Genomic DNA, 3,710 nt, shown 5'->3' with positions numbered 1-3,710 from the left:
CGGAGGAGGTCGGGGTCTCCACCGCGACGGCCGCGAAGGTCTATCGCGAACTCGAGGAGTCGGGCGTGTTGGAGGGTCGCGGCCGCTCGGGAACGTTCGTCTCCGCCGCTGACCTGCCCGGGGCGGTGCTGACCCGGGCCGCGGAGGAGTTCGCAGAGCGGGCCGCGGGGGCGGGATTCGACGTCGAGGACGCCGCGGACGCGGTCCGCAACGCCTTCCGGCACCTGCGCTGACCGCCCGGGGCGATTCGGCCCGATTCGGCGCGATCCTGGACGCATCGGCCGAGTAGACCTCTCGCAGAACGTGACCCCGCTTCACAGAAGGCGATGGGGTTCCAGCGAATGCGATCGGCGTGCAGTGGCTGGCATCGGAGTTCACTGGGGGCGACCCGGTCGACCGGGTTGCTCCCACCCTTGCTTCTCGAATGCCCCGTGGACGAATCGGGTGAGCGTCCGCGGAGTGTTCAGCAGCCCTTGCGTCACTCGCCTCACCTCCCATCCGAGGGACGCCAGGCGCAGCATCGCCACGGAGTCCGCGTCTCGACGGGCTCTGGTCAGGTGTTCGTGGCCGTCATACTGCAATCCGACCTTCCACTTGCGGTTTGCCGGGTCGAGCCGCGACACCAGTCCTCCGAATCGCGACCGAGCGCATTCGGCGAAAACTGGTCTCAATCCGGGAATCGTCGGCGAGTTCTGAGATGGTCCCACTCGGCCGACACCTCCAGGAACGCGCTGCATTTCCGGCTCGCGAGGGTGTGGGGCATTCCCCGGACCAGTCCGGCAGGCCCATAGGTAATGCCGAACGGCCGCGCCGCGATAGTGGGGGCATGATCACGAGAACCGCCACCGCTGCCACCGCTCTCGCCCTGGCCGCTGCCACCACCGTCGCCGTCGCCCCCGCTCACGCCGGACCTGCGCCGGAAGGCCACGTCGCCTACGTCGCGCAGGCGTCGGGTTCCGCAGACGGCGGCTCGTTGGACAACCCGATCATCGGAGCCGGGCTGCTCATCATCGCGGGGCTTGGTGTCTCGGCGGTTCTGGCCATCGGCGCGGGGGTGGCGGGTGGCGCATTCGAACTCCCACCCTTCCCGGGCCTGCCGTCGTGAACTGACGACATCACCCAGCACCGCCCCCGGCTCCACGAGGTGGCCGGGGGCGGTGCTGGGTATGGACGGTTCGCTCAGCTCCCGAGCGAACCCGTCGTCCGGGCCACGGAACCAGAGCTTCCGAGGCCGGCCAGAGCGGAATCCAACGAACCGAGACCGGCCGGGACACCGGCCCCAGCAGAGATCTCCATCTCGATGTACTCGTCGCCCGCAGAGCAGATCGCGAGAGCGGACGGAGTGAAGGACCCGTCGGTGAGCGTGGCGTTCGTATCGTAGAAGCCAGGCGACAACGTGGCGGTTTCCCCGTCTTCGACACCGCCCGTGAAGAGGCCGAGCTGCCCGTTCACCAGCGCCTCGGTCACCTTCGCCTCCAGTGCCGGGGGCGGTGACGCATCCGGATCCTGTGTCCGCAAGACGGCGTACATCTCCGACAGCAGACTGCCCGGCCCGCCGTACGCGATACAGAACAGATCCTGGCCGGACCTGTTGGTGTAGGAGATCTCGGTGTTCGCGCCCTTGCCACTGACGCTCACGCTGCTCGGGCTGTCGAGTACGGGATCGGCGCCTTGGGCCCCGGCCACTCCGGCCCCGGCGAGGACGGTGGCAGAGGCGACGGCTGTGGCTGCGGCGGCGACGCCGAACCTGGTGAGAGTGCGCATATGGTGCTCCGATCGGGAGAGGAAGCGACCGGCCGGTCGCCTGACTCCGACTTCACCTCAACGGCTCAGAAAGCACTATCGGACGAACACACGACATGTGTCATTCGTTCACATGAAACCGATTCACAACGTACACAACGGGCTCACCCGCCCCACGCGAGCAACGAGAAGAGCGTCCCGCGCACCCGCCTATCGGCCAATGCGTTCGGGGCGCTCTTCTCGACGTGGTGGTCGATCGACTCAGCCCAGGATGTCGCGCCGCACCACGTTCTCGTCGCGGCCCGGCCCCACTCCGATGTACGACATGTGGCAGCCGGCCAGCTCCTCGAGCCGCAGCACGTAGTCGCGGGCCTCCGGCGGCAGATCACCGAACTCGCGCGCACCGCGGATGTCGTCCTCCCAGCCGGGCATGGTCTCGTAGATCGGCGTCGCGTGATGGAAATCGGTCTGCGACATGGGCATCTCGTCGTGCCGCACGCCGTCGACGTCGTAGGCCACGCAGATCGGGATCTCGCCGATGCCGGTGAGCACGTCGAGCTTGGTGAGGAAGTAATCGGTGAAGCCGTTGACGCGCGCGGCATAGCGGGCGATCACGGCGTCGTACCACCCGCAACGTCGGGTGCGACCGGTGTTGACGCCCACCTCACCACCGGTGACCTGCAGGTACTCACCCCACTTGTCAAAGAGCTCGGTGGGGAACGGGCCTGCGCCCACGCGCGTGGTGTACGCCTTGACGATGCCCAGCGAGTGCGTGATCTTGGTGGGGCCGACGCCCGACCCCACGCAGGCGCCGCCGGCGGTGGGGTTGGACGAGGTGACGAACGGATAGGTGCCGTGGTCGACGTCCAGCATGGTGGCCTGGCCGCCTTCCATGAGAACGGATTCGCCGCGCTCCAGGGCCTGGTTGAGCATGAGGGCGGTGTCGCTGACCATGGGACGGAGCCGGTCGGCGTAGCCGAGGAAGTACTCGACCATCTCCTCGACCTCGACCGCCCGGCGGTTGTAGATCTTGACGAAGATCTGGTTCTTGAGGTGCAGCGCGCCCTCGATCTTCTGCCGCAGGATGGATTCGTCGAAGACGTCCTGCACGCGGATCCCCACCCGCGAGACCTTGTCCGCGTAGGTGGGGCCGATGCCTCGACCGGTGGTCCCGATGGCCTTCTTGCCCAGGAACCGCTCGGTCACCTTGTCCAGCGCCTGGTGATACGGGGCCACCAGGTGGGCGTCGGCGGAGATGCGTAGCCGCGAGGTGTCGGCGCCGCGGGCCTCGAGGCCGTCGATCTCCTCGAACAGCGCCTCGAGGTTGACCACCACACCGTTGCCGATCACCGGCACGGCCGTGGGCGAGAGGATGCCGGCGGGCAGGAGCTTGAGCTCGTACTTCTCGCCACCCACCACCACGGTGTGCCCGGCGTTGTTGCCGCCGTTGGGCTTGACCACGTACTCGACGCGGCCACCGAGGATGTCGGTGGCCTTACCCTTGCCCTCGTCGCCCCACTGGGCGCCGATCAGGACGATCGCTGGCATGGTTCGCTTTCACCTCGAAAAGTGTCGTCATTCGGTGAGGGACGAAAACCGGCCCGCAGGCGGTGACTCCGCGCACACCAACGGACCAAGGTACCTGGTCCCGCCTCGGTTACCCTAGTCGGTCAGTCCGACACCCTCCGGAAGCTCACCGGCGCTCCCGGCAGGAGCTGGGTCAAGGCGTCCGAGGACCGCGAGGTGAGCACCCCGATCACCGGGTACCCGCCCGTGACGGGGTGATCGGGCCCGAACACGACGGGCGCCCCGTCCGCCGGGATCTGCACGGCGCCGCGGACCATCCCCTCGCTGGGGATCTCCCCGGTGCTCGACCGGGGGACGGGTCCGGCGGGGTCGATGCGCACCCCGACCCGGTCCGCGTGCGCGCTGACGTGCCCGGTCTCCGCCAGAACCCGCCACGCGGC

At 68.3% G+C, this 3,710-nt stretch carries 3 protein-coding genes and 2 pseudogenes; 2 read left to right on the top strand and 3 right to left on the bottom strand.

From position 1 onward, the window contains the following. Together G6026_RS17380 and G6026_RS11915 are read left to right on the top strand one after the other, a co-directional pair. Positions 1-233: pseudogene (locus tag G6026_RS17380) on the top strand (GntR family transcriptional regulator); the annotation flags it as partial. A gap of 593 nt (positions 234-826) precedes the next feature. Continuing rightward, positions 827-1,105 carry a hypothetical protein gene (locus G6026_RS11915; RefSeq protein ID WP_107757434.1) on the top strand — a complete coding sequence of 93 codons (279 nt, stop codon included), beginning with the start codon at positions 827-829 and terminating at the stop codon, positions 1,103-1,105. A 74-nt stretch (positions 1,106-1,179) separates the two neighbouring features. On the opposite strand, the gene G6026_RS11910 is transcribed toward G6026_RS11915, so the two are convergent. The 3 genes and pseudogenes from G6026_RS11910 to G6026_RS11900 form a co-directional block, all read right to left on the bottom strand. Continuing rightward, positions 1,180-1,764: a hypothetical protein gene (locus G6026_RS11910; RefSeq protein ID WP_182613305.1), complete on the bottom strand. Its 585-nt coding sequence runs from the start codon at positions 1,762-1,764 to the stop codon at positions 1,180-1,182. Positions 1,765-2,004: 240 nt separating this feature from the next. Beyond that, a complete protein-coding gene (locus G6026_RS11905; protein ID WP_107757436.1) occupies positions 2,005-3,291 on the bottom strand; it encodes an adenylosuccinate synthase in 1,287 nt (428 codons plus the stop codon). Positions 3,292-3,413: 122 nt separating this feature from the next. Beyond that, positions 3,414-3,710 (bottom strand): annotated as a pseudogene (locus tag G6026_RS11900) (biotin-dependent carboxyltransferase family protein); the annotation flags it as partial.

It is taken from the genome of Dietzia sp. DQ11-38-2 (genome assembly GCF_014145055.1).
Classification (GTDB): domain Bacteria; phylum Actinomycetota; class Actinomycetes; order Mycobacteriales; family Mycobacteriaceae; genus Dietzia.
This window is presented reverse-complemented; position numbering and strand designations above follow the sequence as displayed.